Annotated in this window: 13 protein-coding genes and 1 pseudogene; 4 read left to right on the top strand and 10 right to left on the bottom strand. The window is 39.2% G+C overall.

The genetic code is table 11. The features are described from left to right. Positions 1-50: 50 nt before the first annotated feature. Positions 51-5,495, bottom strand: coding sequence for a DUF4011 domain-containing protein (locus tag GQS54_RS22135; RefSeq protein ID WP_166426092.1), 5,445 nt, complete (start codon positions 5,493-5,495; stop codon positions 51-53). 663 nt (positions 5,496-6,158) lie between these two features. On the opposite strand from GQS54_RS22135, the gene GQS54_RS22130 reads away from it, so the two are divergent. Beyond that, on the top strand, positions 6,159-7,133 hold the full coding sequence (locus tag GQS54_RS22130) for a hypothetical protein (protein ID WP_166426091.1): 975 nt from the start codon (positions 6,159-6,161) through the stop codon (positions 7,131-7,133). Positions 7,134-7,643: 510 nt separating this feature from the next. Next, positions 7,644-9,488 (top strand): hypothetical protein, encoded by a 1,845-nt coding sequence (locus GQS54_RS22125; protein ID WP_166426090.1) that lies wholly within the window; start codon positions 7,644-7,646, stop codon positions 9,486-9,488. A gap of 83 nt (positions 9,489-9,571) precedes the next feature. Here GQS54_RS22125 and GQS54_RS22120 read toward each other — a convergent pair whose 3' ends face one another. Then, positions 9,572-10,204 carry a hypothetical protein gene (locus GQS54_RS22120; protein WP_166426089.1) on the bottom strand — a complete coding sequence of 211 codons (633 nt, stop codon included), beginning with the start codon at positions 10,202-10,204 and terminating at the stop codon, positions 9,572-9,574. 559 nt (positions 10,205-10,763) lie between these two features. After that, a complete protein-coding gene (locus GQS54_RS22115; RefSeq protein WP_166426088.1) occupies positions 10,764-11,312 on the bottom strand; it encodes a hypothetical protein in 549 nt (182 codons plus the stop codon). A gap of 346 nt (positions 11,313-11,658) precedes the next feature. Here GQS54_RS22115 and GQS54_RS22110 point away from each other — a divergent pair. After that, positions 11,659-12,614: pseudogene (locus tag GQS54_RS22110) on the top strand (IS110 family transposase). 22 nt (positions 12,615-12,636) lie between these two features. Here the strand turns inward: GQS54_RS22110 and GQS54_RS22105 are convergent. The 6 genes from GQS54_RS22105 to umuD all read right to left on the bottom strand — a co-directional run bounded on the left by GQS54_RS22105 (position 12,637) and on the right by umuD (position 18,141). Next, positions 12,637-13,110, bottom strand: coding sequence for a hypothetical protein (locus GQS54_RS22105; protein ID WP_166426087.1), 474 nt, complete (start codon positions 13,108-13,110; stop codon positions 12,637-12,639). Positions 13,111-13,237: 127 nt separating this feature from the next. After that, a complete protein-coding gene (locus GQS54_RS22100) occupies positions 13,238-14,041 on the bottom strand; it encodes a DUF2971 domain-containing protein (protein WP_166426086.1) in 804 nt (267 codons plus the stop codon). A 126-nt stretch (positions 14,042-14,167) separates the two neighbouring features. Continuing rightward, on the bottom strand, positions 14,168-15,022 hold the full coding sequence (locus GQS54_RS22095) for a DUF2971 domain-containing protein (RefSeq protein WP_166426085.1): 855 nt from the start codon (positions 15,020-15,022) through the stop codon (positions 14,168-14,170). A gap of 115 nt (positions 15,023-15,137) precedes the next feature. Beyond that, positions 15,138-15,488, bottom strand: coding sequence for a hypothetical protein (locus GQS54_RS22090; protein ID WP_166426084.1), 351 nt, complete (start codon positions 15,486-15,488; stop codon positions 15,138-15,140). Positions 15,489-16,471: 983 nt separating this feature from the next. Beyond that, positions 16,472-17,737 carry a Y-family DNA polymerase gene (locus tag GQS54_RS22085; RefSeq protein ID WP_166426083.1) on the bottom strand — a complete coding sequence of 422 codons (1,266 nt, stop codon included), beginning with the start codon at positions 17,735-17,737 and terminating at the stop codon, positions 16,472-16,474. Then, positions 17,737-18,141 carry a translesion error-prone DNA polymerase V autoproteolytic subunit gene (umuD, locus tag GQS54_RS22080; protein ID WP_166426082.1) on the bottom strand — a complete coding sequence of 135 codons (405 nt, stop codon included), beginning with the start codon at positions 18,139-18,141 and terminating at the stop codon, positions 17,737-17,739. Before umuD ends, GQS54_RS22085 begins: the two co-directional genes overlap by 1 nt. A 66-nt stretch (positions 18,142-18,207) precedes the next feature. Between umuD and GQS54_RS22075 the strand changes: the two genes are divergently transcribed. Beyond that, positions 18,208-18,909: an SOS response-associated peptidase family protein gene (locus GQS54_RS22075; protein WP_166426081.1), complete on the top strand. Its 702-nt coding sequence runs from the start codon at positions 18,208-18,210 to the stop codon at positions 18,907-18,909. Between the two features lie 237 nt (positions 18,910-19,146). On the opposite strand, the gene GQS54_RS22070 is transcribed toward GQS54_RS22075, so the two are convergent. Next, positions 19,147-19,620, bottom strand: a complete 474-nt coding sequence (locus GQS54_RS22070; protein WP_166426080.1) for a hypothetical protein — start codon at positions 19,618-19,620, stop codon at positions 19,147-19,149. Positions 19,621-19,843 lie beyond the last annotated feature (223 nt).

Here is a 19,843-nt window from a genome sequence, read left to right as displayed (position 1 = left end):
AAAAAGCGATTAGCATATATTCGGCTGACCGTTTTTTCTACCCGTTCAAGTTATGCACTTATTCTTTGAATCCAAGTTTCAATATATTGAGGTCTAAAGTAGTTTGCTGAATTCAATACTTGCGACGACTCACTGCCTTTAACCTCATCAATATAAACATTTTCAACGTTAGAGTTGATAGTGACAGTTTTAGCTAAAAAGGACGGTTCTACTTCTGCTTCTACTTCTACTTCTGCTTCTACTTCTACTTCTGCTTCTACTTCTACTTCTACTTCTACTTCTGCTTCTACTTCTGCTTCTGCTTCTGCTTCTGCTTCTGCTTCTGCTTCTGCTTCTGGCAGAGTATCTAGCTCCCTCTCTACTTCAAGTATTTCTTTAAGTTTTGAATCAACTTTTTGTATGGCGGATTCTGAGTCTACGAAATAATCTGTCGACCACAACCTCACGATATTCCATCCAAGACTTTCAAGAATTATCTGTCTAACTCTATCTCGATCTCGAGCTGCGGGGGAACCATGATATGTTGCGCCGTCGCACTCAACACCTGCTATATACTTTCCAGGTTTATCTGGGTGTAATATTCCTAAATCAACTCTAAACTTACTCACGCCTACTTGGGTCTGAATTTTCCACCCCTTATGACGCAATGCCTGCGCTACCGCTTCTTCAAAGTCGCTATCAAATTGATCAATACCGTGGTCAGCTAAAGCGATTTCAGATAAGGCTATTGGCCCCTTATCAGCAAATTCTAAGAAGTGCTTAAGGTGCTCAATAGCTAAAGAATTCGTCCGACTTAAATCGATCATTGATGCGTCGAAACTGCTAAAAACGACGACTTCAGTTGTAGCACGGGTAATAGCTACGTTTAACCGTCTTTCTCCCCCACTTTTATTAAGAGGGCCAAAATTCATGCTCATTGTTTTCGCGCCAGGCTCTGTTGGGCCATAAGCTAAACTAAGCATAATAATGTCTCTTTCATCGCCTTGTACCGATTCCAAGTTTTTAACAAAAACTGGTTCTTTGTCCTGCCCATCTTGGAAATATTGTTCAATAGAAGGATTTTGTCTTCTAGCATCGTCCAAAAGATCTTCAATAGTCCTCTGTTGATCAGAATTTAGAGTTACTACACCAATTGATTTTTCACATTCATTTTTATCAAGCAGCCTCCTAACAATTTCATCAACAACAGCTTTAGCTTCAACTGTGTTGTTCCTACCTTTCCCTTTCGCGTAGATGCCATTTACACGATGTAGAGACACCGCAGACTCTTTTGTTTCTGAAGAGGGGTATGTGACAAGCGAGTTCTCATAATACTTACTATTAGAGAATGCAATGAGTGTTTCGTGCTTACTTCGGTAATGCCCCATTAAACGCTTGAGCGGCAACCTAGCAGCCAAAGCTTGATCTAAAATAGACTCTAAGTCTTCTTCATCAGGATCATCTGAATTGCCACCTGCTGAGAAAAAGTTAGTCGGTGGCATTTGTTTAGGGTCGCCAACAATTATTACGTTATTTCCTCTCGCTATCGCCCCTACGGAGTCCCATGTCGTCATTTGTGAAGCTTCATCGAAAACCACTAAGTCAAATCCTCTAAAGTCAGACGGTAAGAACTGTGCCACGGACAAAGGTGACATCATCAAGCATGGGCAAAGGTCTAGTAATGAATCACCCAACTGATTAATCAAAGATCTTATTGGAATATGTCTTGTCTTTTTCTGAAGCTCTTTTGCGAGAACGCCAAATTGCTTGGGGGTGTCACTAGCTCCTTGAACGGGTTTTGATTCAGAAGCGAGCGCAACAATGTATTCACTGGTAATTTTAGCAACTCGTTCATCTACTTCTTTAAAAGCTTCAATCGTTTGCTCATGTGTTGACGCTTTGAACTGGCGAAGTTCATCACTAGCATCAATAAGTATTGGGGCAAGCCAGTAGCAGAATGACACTTTAAATTGCTCGCTCAACGCCTCAGGACGCACCGCACCAGATTCCAGTGCCTGACAGAATGTATCGAGAGAAAACGAATTCGCTTTTTGTTTTGCAGATTGCCACTCACACCAGCTTTTTAATTTTGCTGAAAGTGAAGTGATCTCATTGAAATTATTAGCTACGCCAGACAATTCGGCATCAGTTGGTATATGTAACCCCATCTCATCAAGTTCAGCATTTGAATCATTAAATTTATTCAGTGCCTCGTTATAGCGGACTGAAGCAGAATATACTTTTGATTCCTCTAAAAACTCCCTACCATCTACCAACCATTTTTTAACTGGAATTAATATCTTAGTCGGATCATCGGTAAGACTCACTAATTCTGAAATACATTCCCGCACTTCATCTCCAGTATCAGCGCATTTTTCTAAGCTTTCCGGAGTTGTATTCCAATCACACCAGATCGAATATTGCTCAATTTTTTTCAGTTTACTTTCGATGCTCAACTTCAATTTTTGACAATTAGCTATTTTTCCAATGATTGTCAGATCATCAATTTTTGATATATCAAGCGCTTTGGCTTCACTATTAATTTTTCGCTTTCTGAAAAATGACTTGAACCAGCTTGCCTCGGCTTCCTCAGCAAATTTGTCCCACTGCTCAACTGGTATCTTAGACAGATTGTCGCTTGTTATACCGTGTGATAGCCCTTTTAATGCATTATCAAACTCCATTTTTAAACTTGCTATATCTCGAATTAGATCAAGACGTTCCTTAGCTCCTTTATCTACAAAAATAGCTATATCTTGTTTGCAGGCTAGATTAATAAGCTGATTGATATGACCAACAGAGGATAGATTGTCTGCGGTTTTATCGACCGTATCTAACGAAAAATAGGCAGCAACTACAGGAAAAGTCTCCTCTATAACGCTACTATTTTCTTGCCAGATATCGATTGCAGCAAGCAATTTTGTCTGCCAAATATTAGACCATTCTGTGGCAGTGATGATCATAAATACGTCTAACGTCAGACTACTTACATCAGAAAAGGCTAAGCCCAACTGCTCAATTAACTCTTTGATTTTATCTAGCTCTTTGTCTGATGAGATAGGAGACGCAGCAATATCAGGCTGCCAGTTGAGCCTTATCTTTGATGATTCGCCGTTTCGCGCTATTACTGAAATGGTATCTCTTGCAGAAAAACCAAAGACAGACTTTTCGTGTAAGGCACGTACATAGTTATTCAGCTGTGCTTTTTTTTCTTTAAGCACTGTAATATTCATTTCCCATGTTTTGGGGTCTAGCCCTTCGCGCTTTTGCCAGGCTTTGTTTAGTTGGTCTAGTACAGCTCTTTTATTCGCTTTATTACTATGTAACTCTAAGCATAGGTGGTCTAAACCAACTTTTTGCAGACGGCGATAAACCACATTTAGCGCTGCCATTTTCTCTGCAACAAAAAGCACCTTTCGCCCAAGGCCCATGTTGTGTGCAATGATATTAGCAATTGTTTCAGACTTACCTGTTCCTGGTGGCCCTTCCAAAACAAAATCTTGAGAACGTGCAGATGCATCTACTGCGACTAATTGTGAGCTATCACAATTTAACGGTGTGTAAATTGTCGCAGGATCAAGCTTCTCGTCTATATCCTCCCGCTCTATAAACGTACTTTTCTGAGGATAAGGGTCTCGCGGATTTTCAACCAAATGTTTTACAAAGGAGTTTTTCTTTAAGTCGTCCAATCTGTCTCTAAGGTCTTTCCACATAAGATATTTGGCAAAAGAAAAAGATCCCAAGACCAATTCTTCGACCAATTCAAAGCCCGCCTGCTCTTTAACCGCTTCTCTCAGACGCTGCCATATATATGGAACATCGACCCCGCTGTCATCTTCGGGAAGTTCTTCCTTAAATTCGCTTAAATTAATGTCATGCTCAGATTGCAAAAACTCAATAAGCGTAAGATTAAATATTGGGTCCTCGTCTTGAAGTTGCTCTACGTAAACAGCTGCTCTTGCACTGCGTCTAGTGAGTTTGACGGGAATTAGTAGTAAAGGTGCTTTGTAGCTACGGGAATCCTCAGGATTTTCTTTCCACTTTAGAAAACCTAATGCGAGAAATAGTGTATTAGAGCCGCCCTCTTCGAGATCATTTTTTGCTTTTCTGAAAAGTTCAACTGAGTTTTTTTCTAATTTTTTTGCAGGTTGATTGGCTATAAGCACCTTATTTTGAATTTGATTTAGGGCGTATTCTCGATGAACGTCAGATCCTGTCTGTAATCTAAACATTTCACTGTCACGACTGGCGTCAAAATAAGGACTTTCCTGCGCAGATTGAAATTTGAACTTAGTGCCATCAGCCAACATATCTTCCATTGCAGCAATATTAGGGCAATATAGTTTGATAGCGATAGCTCTATCACTGAAATTGAGCAAGCTATTCTTCTTGGATAAATCAAGCAGTTTGCGAGACCATGTTCCTATTCGAGTTTCAGGACTATCTTCTAAAACCTGTTCATCTCTTCGAACGGGAGGTAGTGGTGGAACTATAGGTAATTCAAGTGCAACAACGTTTTCATCAGATGACTTTTCTTCTTTCTTTTCTTCTACAGTAGATAAAGGTTTTATCGACTGAGCTCTTGCCTGTGCAATGTCAATAACCATAGCGAACTCAGACTCCCGCTCTTCCGCTAGCAGTTCTCTTGCATGTTCTTTGGATTGTTCAAAAGTAACAGGGGAATCGTTAGTCAGAATAGGCAGCTTTTCATCGATAAGCCATGCTCCTGCAAAAGCATGATCTTTCGTCATTGCTACAACTGAATTGAGGCCCATAGCTTCAATGCAACTAGCGAAGAGCAATGACGAATCCAAACATGCTGCCATTCTTGAATTACTTATGTCTGATGCAAGTCTTATTCGTTGTCCTTGCTTGGCAAATCCTTGAGGTGGACTCACATACGCCAGTTTTTCCTGGAAAATAACATTCCACAGCGCGGCCAGCATCAAATATGGTTTTTCTCTTGTATTAGATTGATAGCCGTCTACTGACCGCCCATACCCACCCTTCTCTAAAGTGAGAGCGACCTTTCTTACAAGAGATTCTACATAGACACCGTTTGGTTTGACAAACGCTGCTAATAAAGCAGGTTGTCTTTCTTCACCGCCCCAATAATTAGAAGGCAAAACATTAAGTTTCGCTTGGTACTCTGCCAGTATCGTATCCTGATTGTCGAGCAGCGAAAAAAATAGAGAGTGACTAACTTCTTCAGTAATACCGAATAACTTATCGAATGGAAAATATAATTCTTTTATTTTGAGGTTAATTGACTGACCTGGCTCTAGTCTGTCGATATACCAAGTTTCTGCATCTAGCCAATCAGTTATTCCAGCTAAGTTGAGCTGTAGCGAATTTAAACAAGGAAATTCTTGTTCTTCATTTTTCGGATAACTAACTCGGATGGATTTAAGTACTGGATAAGAATTTTGCTGAGCGGCAAGCGAAAATGTAGGAGTAATATCAATCTGTAATGCGATGCTACTAATAATTTTATTTACGATAATCGAGTCATTCATTTTCGGTTCCTTCCGAACTACAGCGAAGTGCGATAAGTGTTAGTTTTACGCCTTTCTAATACTTAAGTCCAATACGAATTTAACTTCTGCAAATTAAACTATTCAATAGAATTTAACGACTTAGTTTTCAAAGAAGCTTAACAACAAGCTCGGTACGAGTTTGTAAAACAGCTTGAGCAACGCTCAACAATTATGGCGTAGTGATTGATTGTGTGAAACACGATTAATTACGAAGCAGGAGTCAGCATCGCAGATTAACCCATATTTCCGTTTGCTTAAGCAAACTTGTGAGTAAGTTGCGCAGCCACTACTTGCAACCCGAGCACCAGAGGTGAGAGTACTGCGAACGGTGCCTTCCGCGAAGCTTTCCCCGAGCAGTATAGAGGGAAAATATGGGTTAATCAGCGGTAGCTGACTCCTAGGAAACGTTCTGTCGAAGCCACAAGGTGGCAAGTGCCAGAGTAGCGAGGAGTCGCGTAAGCTCTGGCTTACAGAACTTTTCCTGCAACGAAGTTGGTCTGTATTTTGAGAAAAAATTCAGATTTACTTAGCGTACTGCTAAGTGTGGCGAAGCCATAGCAGTATGCATGGCATACTGCCCTCCCCTGACTAATTCTGCTCTTCTTGTGCCTATCTATTTTTGAATTCTAAAAAGGAGAAAGTATGAATTACATAGATAGAGCTATATCCACATCACTTGAACACCTATACATAACAAACGTAACCGATCCAGGCACGTTGGGACTATTAAGAGAAAATGCCGTAATCGCAATAACTGGCGCATTTGGCGTTACCAGTAAAACAGTTATTCAACGACACTTAGGCCTCAGTCGCGAAAGTGTTAATAAACTAATTAATCGTATGAAGAAAAAGCAACTTATTAACGTGCATCCCACATTCTCCAACATGGATAAAGGCTTTATATTGTTGACATCCCATGGTGCTAGAGAAGCTGAATTTATCCTTAACCGTGAGCTACACCTTCGTTCTGACGTGAGCCGAGTTAATGAGCGAAATCTTATCCACGATCTTTCTGTTCAAATAGTCGTTCTTGACCTCGTAAAAGCAAAAGAAATTAGTGGTTTCGCTACTGAACGCGATTTAGCAATACAACTGGAACACAGGGCTAATGATGCTAGGTTGGTTGATGCTTTAATCGTTGATTCGAATTCAGGTCACTGGATTGGTATAGAGATGGAAACGTCGAATGCCAAGAATAAGGCAAATGGAGAGCTAAGGAAAAAAATTCTGTCAAAATATTTGCAGGAATTAGAAAATGAAAAAGGTCTTTATGAGTCTATCTATATGTATAGCCACAGACAACGATTTCTTACTCAAATTGAGAAAACACACGCCAAAATTTTTGCTCGCGACTACCAACAATTTTCAAAAGCCCAGCGACAATTATTATCTACCCAAATAAAATTCAAAGCTTCAGAATGTGAAACGATTTTCGAGCTTATGTTCGACAGTAATCGACAACTTAGTAAGGACAATATAGGGCTTATAAGGAAGAGTGATTATCTGCATCAACTCAAAAAACTGGAGAAACTGGTCCAAGATACCAATGACAGGATTATTGAGATCCGACTGGATGGTTACAAAGAAGCAGGAAAAGTTAGCGGATTACTCGACTAATAGCCAATCATGTCCTCGTGGGAGCCTTACGGCTCCCTTTATTTATGCCCTAAAGCTTCGTTAATTTATACAAATCGTGTTGATCTATATAAATTATCTACCACATACACCTCCGTATGTGGCGAACCAGGCAAAAGCACAGGTGAGGTTTACCGTACTTTCAATATTATCAACTGTCTCAGCCATAGGAATAGACAGTATAAAGAAAGAAAATCTGTGGCTCTGCTTACCACTACATAGGTTCTACCGACGAGAAATCGTTTGTGGACAGCACTTATAGTAGTGCGAGATGTTTATTTATTCATAACACTTTTACTTAAGGTCCGATTTTTAAGTCAAATGTGTCTGCAAAGTTAGGGAAAAATCACTTATCAGCTCAACAAAATTAGTCTCTCTAGGCGCTGTTTAACAATTAACGAATTAGTTTTAATAATCGCCGACGAGGTGTATGGTTAGACGAAAGACCAATTGCAGTTAATTCGTAGACATATTAGACACATAGGAAGTGGCATGAAACTATCAAGTGTTCTCTCGCTCGTTAATCAGGTTGAGAAATCTAAATTCATTAACGCCGTCGATCGAATTTGTGGTGACGCGGTCAAACATGACAGCAAAATTGCTGCACAGTTAAACAAATTAGATGGGCAAATAAAAAACGCATCTAGCACAGATATAACGCAGCTATTTAAAATCATCCTCCCTTATTTCGAAAAATCTGTTCGAGAGCAACTAGCCATGTTAGGCGCACAGGCCACATTGCTTACAAACATACTCAGTAGAGATGGAAACTGTATTGCTAGAATCAACTGGGTTGAGTCTTTGTATACTAAAGAATGGGATGTTATCAATTCTAGAGCTAACGAATTAAATTCAGAAATAGAATCAGTAGATGACGGTGATAGTTTTACCAATGGTAAAAGACTCGGTATTTACCATGCTTGCCTGAGCGAAGCATACTCTAATGATGAGCGTATTAATCGCGAAGCGAAGATAACGGACGATGAGCGCGGAATACTTAATGTGCTGGCTTCAAAACTCGATGTGACAGCTGATGATCAAGCTGGAGTTGAACATCTAATAGACCAGATCCCGAAAAATGGTATTCAAGATGCATTAAATGATTTAAGGGAAATTGGTCTTGTTTTTATGAGCAGAAAATTACAAACCGTTTACGTGCCTGATGAGATCGTAAATCTATTGCATCGTATTCAAGGTAAGGAACTAGCAGATAAGCATTTATTAAGGATCCTCCGTACTTTTAGCGACTCAGAATTATCTAACATTCTTAAAAACCACCGTAAGAAAATTAGAGGAATTGAGCGGAAAGAGAAAATATTTAATATTATGAAGCTGGGCGTCCCTGTAACCCAGCTTCTTCAGAACGATTTGTTTAACGATGATACCTCAGTTAATGAGCGGAAAGAGCGATTGAAAAGTCTTATTCAGGACTTAGATTTGGATGTAGATAAGCTGGGAACAACTCTTGAAGAACGTATACTAATTATATTGATAGCTCTAAACACCTGTTCTGAACATGAGTTTAATGCACTAAGTGCCACTGGTTTTAAAGAGCTATTTTCAGCTCTGCAAAGCCATTTCCCTACGTTATCTAACGTACTAAAGCACGAATTTGAGCTTGAAGAACAAGAAGAATTAGATGTAGAAAAACTCAGAGCACTTAGTATTACCCCATATGACATACTGTATATGCTGACAAATGACGAAGTGAAAAACGTTGTTGAAAGTATGGGGATAAAGAAGCGTGGCAACTTACGCTTAAATATCTTGAACAGTTTCGCGGATGCAACAGATAAGCTCATAGAAAACTATGCGGCACTCGCAAGACGTGATCTTGCAACTTTGAAAGGAAATAGCATCGAAATTGCAGAGGCAGATATAGGCCTCAAATTTGAAGAAGTCACTAAAGCAATATTTGAACAGCTCGGCTTGAATGTTGATGAAGATCTTAGACGTCTAATCAATACTTCGAAAGATAAGGCGGACATCTTAATATCGCTGAGTGAAGACGACGTAATTGTGGGAGAGGCTAAAACCTGTAAAAATGGTGATTTTGCAAAGTATTCAAATACATCTAGACAAGTAAAAGCCTATGCGAATCGTTGCGAGCAGGCCGGAAAACGAGTAGCTCAGGTTCTAATTGTCGCTCCTACTTTTTCTGAAGATTTTGTAGAAAGTGCGGAGATGGATACTGAAGTGAATATTTCTTTACTAGAAGCGGATGGATTAAAACGTATACTAGATGCTTATAAGTCCAGACGTAATCCCAAATTTTCTGCGAAGCTATTCACAAAAGGTGGGTTGCTGAAAGCTGATTTAATAGCTAAGAATATATAACGTCGCAATAAGCGAACTAAAGTAGTGGGTTAAAATGTGTAGCGAAACGTCACCCACTGTTTTAGTTACGTTTAATGCTCTTGTTAGCTCATGAATTTTAGTAACTTTACCATATTGGATGAATTCTGCCATACCCCAGAGCTAGGAGATGGGTGGTACTCATAAAAAACACTAAAAGAATGATCTTGCCAGTTAACCTGAGTAGGTTTACGTAGACTTACCTTCAATTGTGTTACTTCCTCAAAAAAGCATTGGGCGATGACACCACACACAATTATTTTTAACTGACTACAGTTAGTGATATTTTTTAAGAGACGACTTCTAAAGCTTGTTAAAGCTTGCTCCCCTATTTTTGATCTTAGTTTGTTTTTAATTTTTTGTTTAGCTATTTGAATATTGTCATCGTGTGTTGTTTGAATGTTAAGAAAATCCGAATATTCAGGCGTCAATTCTAAACGGTTGTAACAGGAGATTTGTAGCGGAAGCCGCGAACAATTTAATAGGGATAGTCTTGGAATGTGATTACTTTTAGTTCTGACTAATTCTCCTAATGGGGTGTCTAGTTTGAACATAGCCCTACTCATCCACGTCCCAGTTGCACCAGCGGCAGGAAAACCATCATTAACTTCTTGACGATGAGGGGATTCCAGAATAAAAGTGAACTCACTATTATCATTTGACAGATCATCAATTTTAAATTGAGTTAGGTAATCCATAGATGAATATTCCTCGATAAGAGCTAACGAGGCTGTAGAAAAGTCGATTATGCCTAACCATTTCCCTCGCCTTTGTTTAATTTTTATATTCTGTGAACTTTGCCTTGGACAATTTGATTTTGCAAAAAGCAACTACTTTTTGTCCTTTGCAATGCCTTGTTAGTACTTGAACAACTTTTGCAGCCTATGTTGATCATGTGAGATTTTTTATAGTTGTTCGACTATAATTCTCAATTATTTCAGGAAACTCCCTAGCTAGCTTTTCATTGCCTGCCTCGATTAACCAATCTGCTAATTTGCTAATTTGCTTTCAGACTTTTGAGCAGCACTTACCCACGAATTTTTATAGCTTCTTTCACATTGAAAGTGATTCTAGACTCTACTTTATTTGGCTTAACTAAACTCATTTAAAATACCAATAGTTGATTATAAAATTAGAGTGCTAACGCCTGCAACAACGGCGCATAGGTTGGCGTTGTTTTTGCGAATTTTTTGTTTTAGCAAAAACGATGACAGCCGTTTATGCGTCCGATTGATTGCACTTGTTAAATGTCGGTATTCACCACTCTAAATCCATATCAATTTCTCTTAATATGGGGATTATTTTGGGTTCTATATTTGCACGCTCAATAGCAACATAAGATAATAATTTCGAAGCCATTTGGTGAAATATTTTAAGATCCTCTAATTCCAACGGAGCTAGACTCCAATTACGAATCGGCTGTAACATTTTAGTCGAACCAAATTCGTTTATAACAAATTTTAAATCTACGGCTTGAGAATCAGAATGAGCCAACAGTGTATTACGACTCTGCATTATATAGTCATGCATTTTACGTTCAATTGGAGATAGAACTTTCAAAGATTTCAATGACAAATCAGGAATCTTTATCAAGTTGCGAGAGTCGTTGCCAGAAAATGGTCTGCAATAAGAAATTATCATAGAACAATTTAATGAACTAATAATCAATTTATTGCTTTCAAAATCAGAATGTAAATCGCGATCAATTATGTATTTCGACATTTCTAAGGCATCTTTAAAATCAGCAAATGACATTGAAATTCTTTTAAATTGTCGTATTTCTCCGTCAATCTGCTTACCTTGCATATATCAAAACCCCAAAATGAGAGCTATTTAACGCCTTGCTAAGCGGCGAAAAATTGTTGGCTAAAATTAGCGAGGAACGAGCAAAAGCCAACTGTTTTTTGTCCGTTTGAGCAACTTGTATGGATAATAACTCATGTAAATCATCCTGATTTAAATCGGGGTGAGGTAAAGTGAGACCCAAGCTATAGCAGCAACTAAAGCTTTCTTTTGTGGTAGTTCGATTGAGCGATGGCTCCTCAGTTTAGAGACCGATAACAAGAAAGAGCGCCACAAAGGACTCCAAGCAAAACACTCGAATAGTCTACTGGGTCTCAACCCGCATTATGCAAGCAAGAGTTAGCTTATTATGAATACAAAAACAAATCAAAGCGTTAACGTCGGTGTCGATACAGGCAAGTTTCAATTAGATATTTATATCCGTCCTCGCGATATTTATTTCACTGTTTCTAACGATGAAAAAGGTATCAAAGAAGCCATTAAAAAATCCAACAGCATTCACCTGGGCGCATTGTCATTGAAGCAACTGGCCGATTAGAAATGCCGTTCATCATCGCCTGCGCAAACGCTAATTTTCCCTTCTTTGTCGCCAACCCCATTCACATTAAACGCTTTGCCGGAGCAATAGGTCAGCGAGCTAAAACAGACAAATTAGATGCTCAATTGATTGCGCATTATGGTGAGGCTATTCAGCCTAAGTTATCTCAGTTAAAACCAGGAACGATGAAAGCTATGAGTGATTTAGTCGCAAGGCAAAATCAACTATTGGTTATGCAAACGATGGAAAAAAACCGTCTACAAATTCTGCCAAAAGAACTCGCTATGACCATCAAACCTATTCTCACCGTCTTTAAAAACCAGATAACCAAAATTGAGAATAAAATCGTCGCGCTCATAGAATCCTGTCCAGATTATCAAGCAAAGAACTGCATCTTACAGAGCATGAAAGGCATTGGAAAAATAGCCTCCGCTTCTATCATCAGTAACTTGCCAGAGTTAGGATATATAACCAACAAACAAGCCTCTGCGTTAGTCGGTGTGGCGCCCATGAATCGAGAAAGTGGACGCTATAAAGGGCTGCGGAAAATCCAAGGAGGCAGGCATCAAGTCAGAACTGTTTTATACATGGCGATGATGTCAGCAATACAAAGTAACCCCGTGTTTAAGGAAACATATCAACGATTAGTCGCAGCAGGTAAACCTAAGAAAGTCGCCATTATTGCGTGCATCAGGAAGATGGTCGTTATCTTAAATTCAATGCTGAGAGATGGGGTCATGTGGGAAGCGCCAGAGACTATAAATTAGCTATTGACGCCATAGTCTCTTGTTATGGTGAACTTTGCCACTGTAAATAGTTTACGTAATCAAGTTCAGCAAGTGAATCTAGGTTACCTAATTTAATTAAATGACCAACACTTATAGAATTTTCTCTATTTAAATAAATATACTTTATGGAAACATTTAATGAAATAGCAGTAGGTTGAATTAAATTGATGAAAGAGCCCTTTAATAAACCATTATCTGTGATTTCAATTTTTAAAGGAATTTTGAATATTACACCTTTGTCATTTATCCCCTCAAGAAACACATTGGTTACTTCGAATTTAGATTTAAAGGTTATAGGGTAAGTAATAAATATCTGAGAAGGCGAATTGGGAGCTGTTTTTGACGAGGAAACTATTTTAAAGAAACCTAGCTTTTTAGATTCTATTTTAGTAAATTTATGATCCTCAATCATTTCTATAGATGAATGAGATTTAAACGAAAATATAATTAGTAAGATAAATAAGCGATATTTCACCGAAACTCCTTTTTCACCATAACGCCTGGCTTACCAGCGGCCAAACCGGAGCGGTTTTTGTGTTAAAGTGTAGCGCAGCGAAACCACAAAAATCGTGTAGGTTTGGCCGTCTGCGTGTAGCCGCTTGTTAGGTGATAAGACCCTTTTTCCTAGCAACAATATTACTTGTATAAGTAAACTTCTCAAACTCAACACTGAATTTTGCGGAATTTCTTTCACCACGCCAAAAAAGAACATTCGGGTTTTGACCTTGTAGAATCAAACAGCACATTTCTCTATCTGCTGGGTCAACTTCTGGGCCAAAGTAGACACCTTTAAGAGCCTCCGTAGGATAAGTAAATGCTGTGTTTGCGACATGATGTAGCGCACGCCACTCCTTTTCATAACTCCAACTTTTGGATTTTGTGCAGTATAAATTTAGAAACTGATCAAAATCGTTGCCCATAATAGCTGACACTGGATCTATCATTGGCATTGATTCTAAGTAATTTACCTTTCTTAATTTGTTAAATGGCTCGAATTCAGAAGAAAACTCAAGGCAAAACCCTTTGTACTTTCCGCCGTAGTGCGACCACATCAGTAAATCACTGTTAATCTCAGAAAAACAGGAAACTCCCTTAGTATTAAGGAAGTCTTCTGCATGAATTTCCGCTAAAGATCGAGCTCTTCGCTCAATCAATGAGCTGATCTGTGAGTTACTCATCGTAGAAAGCTCACTTCGAGCTTGATCAGGTAAATCATTCTGGTTTAAATAGAAATTCCTAAGTTGAATGATTTCTTGTTCTTTTGGAGACCTTACTTCTGCGCGTATAGCACAATCATAAGGGTCATTGAAATTTTTCGGAGAACCAAAAAATATGATTTGATTCTTTAGGTTCCTCAATGACCTTATTGTGAAGTCTTCGAATTTATATATTAATTTCGGCTTCATCGCGTGAGCTCACCTAACACCCGCATAACGGGCAATAACACGTAGGCTAAAATTGGAGCGAAGCGACAGAGCCTACGTGTTATTGTCCCAGCGAGCTTGCGAGCGAGTTAATGCGTTTGTTAGCCGCTACTTTATCTTACCTTTGAGATTACTACTGGCTAGCTTTGCCGAAGGGCAGTAAGAATCTATCAATGCCTTAACAATAATCTCATGAGCAGCATCAACTTTCGGGCCTAATAAGATTTCTATCCCGTTGAAGGCACCTTCATCCAGAGATAAATAAAAGTACTCTCGGCTTATACCTCCACCTAATGTTGATAACGACTTTACCATCAAGTCAAAATATTGTTGTTCATCAATTTTTCCTAGCAGACTTCTGGGAGCTGCACTGTGACAATACAATCGAAAGCGCCATTCATCCTGAAAACGCCAAACCTCTCTTTTGTATTTAGCAATTTCGAATGAGCTGACCATCGTTTGATCTGTTTCAGAGTTATATTGGATTAGTTGTTGGCTTAACTTGTTTTCATCGTCTGTATACTCAACCGGAAATGGCCAAAACTTATCTCCCCATGAAGGTGGCATAACCATGTAGTCTTCGCCGTGCATTTCTTCATAAGGCATGTAAGTTTGAAGAGTGACCTTAGCGCCTGGTGGGGCTGAACTTGTATCTGCTATTTGCAGGAACTTCGGAATACTCTCAGCATCAAGATAATATTTCTTGAACATTTCTGTCCGAATTTTTATTCGAACACCTGTCATATTTTTTGTGTACATACTCCATAGTGGAATCGACTCTTCACTAGTTGCTGACCAGCAACTAACAAAAAAGTATTTTCTCCAGTCAACAGGATCTTTAGAGCCACCTTCTTCCATATCATCAAGAAAATCTAGGCGAGAAAACCTAATTTTTTTTGAAGAAAGGATATGAGATAACCCTTCTATACTTGTGTAATGGTATAAAAAATCTGGTTTCGCCATACGAACTTTCCTTGTAGCGGCTAACGCCCTAATAACGGGCAAATAATGGTTGGCTTAAAATAGTGAACGCAGTGAACAAAAAGCCAACTATTATTTGTCCGCGTTGATTAGCTTGTTAGGTACTTTTACGCTTTAACTTACTGATTGATAATACAAACATTACTGGAAAAAACCACATAGCTATTACAACTAATATAAAAATAGGGTTATAAATTATAAAAAATGGCATGTATAAATGAAACAAAGGCAGATTTAAAGCTAGGCTAACTGGCTTTGAACCAATAAAACCAGTGCATTCAAAACCAACTACCATTGCATCGTATGCATAGCAGCCGACAAAATCCGCAGGCTTGTTGCCGTAATCAACAATAGATAAAACCGCAATATCAAAAATAATAAACACTGCAATAACTGCAATGTAAATTACTGATAATTTCCTTATTAGCTTCCAATGCTCAAGTTTCAACTAAGTACCTAACGCTTATTATCGAGCATGTCGTATATGTAACTTCTCGATATGATTGTTGTTTTCGTCATTTTAAGTGCTTACCTTCTGATTTTATTCAGTATTTTTTACTATCGTGCGAGTGAAACCACTCGGAGTTGCAAAAGCAAAAGGAGACCTGAGGGGGTCGACTCGACTTTAACGAGACTTTTCTGTTTCCCATTAAAAACTATGTAAAAAATATTTTCCATAGTTAAATTAATAACTTAGCGTTTTTAAGAAAAGCAATGTGAGACCATAAAAAAATACATAATTGGAAGCGGCATAGCCATTATTGGCTAAACCTCATTATACCTAATTCTTTATACATGCATTAATAGGTAGTGAGTATTGTTGAGTTTACCTAACCGTTTTAACCAGTCACTGTTCCACGTAGGGGTACAAGTAATGCAAATACCGATGTTGACTAAAAGTCTCTGAACTTCATTAATGTAATGAGCCTATTTTCAGTATGTTTTTTGGCCTAAGCAACATACCTTACACGAGTGATATCGTTGAGAACAAACCAGTTAGAGCAAGTTTTATATGCTTTATATCTGAAATATATAATTATAAAAGCTGCATATAATTGGACATTAAAGCATCAACGAGTATGAGATTTTCGACATAATCAGGTAATTTATTTCCTGATATTAATACCTGTCCATCGTTGAAAAGTCAGTTACCGCGAACTCAACCCATTCGTTCAGGCTTGCTCATCCAGCTCCAGCTTTCTAAACACATTGAATTTTTGGTGGGGATTGACCAATATAGGTTAGTGAAAAACAACTTGGTCACAGCCCTCACCGATTAGGAGCATCTCATGTATGAAGACCTTATTTTACTTATCCCGCTAGCGATACTCGTTGTCGGCACCATGTTGGTTATTCGCTATCCTAAGAAATCATCCCTTGGCGATAAATAAAAAGACTAAGCCTTTATGTTTAATAGCTTGAGGCTTCCTTTTAACAGATGATTTTAGGGATATCACTCCATTTGGTGGTGTATTGAGGCGAAAGAAACTCTCGACGCATCGCAAACTTTTGCTCGAAACCTTTAGCGGCCATTTGAACGGTCGAACGACCATATTTTGCATTGATAGTATCCATACACGCCATGAGCTTGGTATTGTCATTTGATTGACTGAATAGGTCATACTGAAATAGCCCTTCGTCGTGCAAATCTAATAATCCCACACCGCATTTGTAATACCGAACCCCTGACTTATAAAGTTGCCCTATGGCGCTTTCAATCACTTTGACGATATTGCGGGTGTCATTGGTAAGCACCGTAAATCGATGAAAGTGTGAGCGTCGGAAATAACCTTCCGTGTCGTGGGGTGAACTCGTCGCAAAGAGCGTCATACATCCAGTCAGACTCTTCTGTCTGCGCAGCTTTATCGCGACGGTTTCTGCATGACTGGCTAATGCACTGCGTAGTTCATTGAATTCGGTAATCCGATTACCGAAGCTGCGCGTGCTGTATATCTCTTTTTTGGCTGCACGCACACTATCCCAACTGTGGCGTACTTCACCGTTTAATTCTCGCACCGTGTTTTCGACAAGTATCGAAAACTCTTTTCGTATTTGCGAGGGATCTCGGTTGGCTAACTCCCATGCGGTATTAATCCCTAATGCGTTCAGTCGTAACCCTAATCGTTTACCAATGCCCCACACTTCGGTTACTTCCATTTTGGACAACACGTCTTTGCGGATAGCTTGGGTATCTAATACTGCGACGCCTTTAAAGCCTTCTACTTTTTTAGCTGCATGGTTAGCGACTTTGGCTAACGTGGGCGTTGGGCCTATGCCCACACAAATAGGCAGTCTCACTTCTCGCCAAACGGTTTTTCTAATCTGAGTCGCAAGGATTGCCCAGCCTTCTTGCGGGGGCGTTGCCTCATTACCATAATACAAAAAACACTCATCTATGGAGTACACATTAATGTCAGGGGCAAAACGTGCGCAGGTATCCATCATGCGCTGACTCAAGTCTGCGTAGAGTTCGTAATTGCTAGAGCGTATGACGGCCCCTGCTGCTTCAAGCTCCTTCTTAACCTGAAAGTACGGTACAAACTTCTTACCTACGCCTAGGCGCTTAGCAATGCCACACGCAGCACATATGCAGCCATCGTTGTTCGTCAGTACCACCACAGGCTTATTGCGAATGCTGGGGTCAAACACCTTCTCGCAACTGGCATACATGCTGTTCACATCACACAAGGCGAACATCAGAGCTGCTTCTTAAAAGGTCGGTGTAGGCGAATAGAGCGAGTCACTACGCCCTCTATCTGAAAGTCGTCACCTTTTTGCAAAAAGTACGGTGGAAATCGCTTACTTGAAGACCTCAAACAACGCTGCACTTTATCGATTTTCTTGCACACAAATACGCCGTTAAGGTTTGCCACCACCACGTCTTGGTCTTTAATTTCTTGCGCGCGGTCTACAATCAACAAGTCACCCGAGAAAATACCATCACCTTTCATGGACTCACCTTGGGCAAAACCAATATAAGTTGCAGAAGGATGGTCAATCAGTAGTTGGTCTAAATCTAGGTTAAGCTGTGTGTACTCTGCCGCAGGTGACTCAAAACCGACGATACCCGCAGACGCTTTAATTGGAATAAATTTCAACATACACTGTGATTATATACAGTATTATTTTATTTGAAATGAACTTCGTTATAACTTTTTAGGTGAATTATGTGTGGAAGACTAAACGTAACGGATGATGAGTTTGTAAGAGGGCTGTGCATCTCATTAGGTATTAACCTAAATCTTACACCTATCATCCCCAATCGATTTGTAAGGGCAGCTAGTGAAGTGCAAATTATTAGAGAGGTAGAAGGAAGACGAGTGATGCAAAAAGCCGTTTGGTGGTTATTGCTCGAACCTTCCACAACAGGTTTTAAGCCGTCGAAGTACACTAGCTTTAATACACGATACGATAAGCTCAATGTACCTCGTTCGGCGGGCTATCATCCCTTTAGAGCATCCCGTTGCATCATTCCAGCGAGAGGATTCGGTGAAACAGAATTTGACCAACAAGGCAAAAAGAAGATACCCAAGCACTATCACGACTTAGTGGCAATCGATGGGGCAATTGCTTTTGGTGGATTGTGCAAAGAATACGTGAATAAGGAAACGGGGGAAGTCACCATCGGTTGCTCTGTTATTACCTTACCGCCACATCCTAAATTTGCTGATATACACACCAAAGCCAGCCCATTAATGCTGCCTCAAGACGCTACAGTAGACGAGTGGCTCGACTCAGAAAATCAGAATGTTGATAGTTTCTCACATTTATTGATTCCAGCAATAAGAAACGACTTAGAGGCAATAGAAATAGATAAACCCAGCCAACATCATCCCATTTCAACACCCTTTCGTATAGCTAGAGATTAAGTTTTGGGTTTAACATTATATGAAGTAGCGTGAATAGCAGAGGTTGAAATCTTCTCATTACCGAGCAAGTTTGGTTTTAATAGAACTTCATCAAAGCCGTCAGTCTGCAAAGACCTAATACCACTCGTTCAAGATTGATGATTTTAATGCCCATTTAAGGGGCTGATAATTATTTGCTAAAATCGTGAAGCAAAGCGGAACCTAGCAAACTGTTAGCAATCTCGCTTTAAATTCTTGTTATGGTGAAACTTTCCACTGTAGATAATTTGAATAAGTTGTCTTAGGCATTAGATTTAGATCACCCAATTTGATCAAGTGACCAGAACAAATTGAAATACTATTATCGTACTTCATATATTTTATGCTAACACTAATAGAAATAACTGATGGGTCAATTAAATTAATAGTAGATGAGCTTAAAAAATCCGAGTCTGCATCTTCAATTTTTAGCCATGTTTCTAAAATTATATCTTTATCATTTCTGACTTCAAGAAATACGGCACTCACTTCAAAGTGAGCTTTATATTTTTTAGGGTAAGTTAAAAAAATCTGAGAGGATGAATTAGGTTCGTTATCTGATGAGGTCACAACTTTAAGGAAACCTAACCTCTTGTATTCAACGTAGGTAAGCTCGTGCTTATCAATTAATTCAATCGAGGCACTTAATTTTAATGAAAATAGGATTAGTAAGACTAAAGTTAAGTATTTCATCAGGACATCCTTTTTCACCATAGCGCCCATTTAAGGGCTGAAAAAAGTTTGCTAAAATGTGTAGCGAAGCGAAACCTAACCCACTGTTTTAGTTCCGTTTTAAGCGCCTTATATGGATAATACCTCATGTAAATCATCCTGATTTAAATCGGGGTGAGGTAAAGTGAGACCCAAGCTTTAGCAGCAACTAAAGCCTTCTTTTGTGGTAGTTCGATTGATTGAT

The sequence above is a fragment of the Paraglaciecola sp. 20A4 genome (assembly GCF_011378905.1).
GTDB lineage: Bacteria > Pseudomonadota > Gammaproteobacteria > Enterobacterales > Alteromonadaceae > Paraglaciecola.
This window is presented reverse-complemented; position numbering and strand designations above follow the sequence as displayed.